The sequence below is a fragment of the Bacillus sp. 05T31 genome (genome assembly GCF_056396725.1).
This window is the reverse complement of sequence record NZ_JBFTMA010001282.1, coordinates 1-559: the sequence shown is the minus strand read 5'-3', so window position 1 is coordinate 559 and position 559 is coordinate 1. Positions and strand designations below refer to the sequence as shown.

1 pseudogene is annotated in these 559 nt (G+C 35.4%); it reads right to left on the bottom strand.

Annotated elements, in window-relative coordinates:
* Positions 1–559, bottom strand: a pseudogene (locus AC1DJR_RS32930) (IS4 family transposase); the annotation flags it as partial.

Below are 559 nucleotides of genomic sequence, written 5' to 3'. Positions count from 1 at the left end.
GCTTTATACTCACTAAGCTCTCGTTTTTTCTTCATGAGGAGCAATTGGCGCATTTGAAACATGATAGAAGAACAGAGTAGAATGGCAATCAATTGACCATATAAATGGCACTCCAATCGTTCTGGTTTTATCTTTTTACAATGATGAATTTGAAAGAATGACTTCCACGTTTTAAATAAAATTTCGATTTGCCAACGCAAAGAATACCAGTCATGTACCTCTGTCCCATCGGGACAATATCTGTAGGGGTGTTTGTCATGTATACATTGATACCACTGAGTCGTTTACTACGAGAAGAATACTTCATTTCTTTCTTTTTTTCCCTTACAGCTTGATCTTGTAATCGTTTTTGTTGCTGTTGTTTTGTTAATCGATGAAAAATTACACGAGCTGGCACTTTATCAATCATACCTACATAAGCATCAGCAATTTCACATGTTTGTCCTGATTGAAGAGAGTTCATTACCGTCTCCATATCTATCTGTATATACTCTGTACCTTTCTTAATTCTTCCATCTTGAAAATAATCAGGGTTAGGATTTTTTTGATACATACGCGT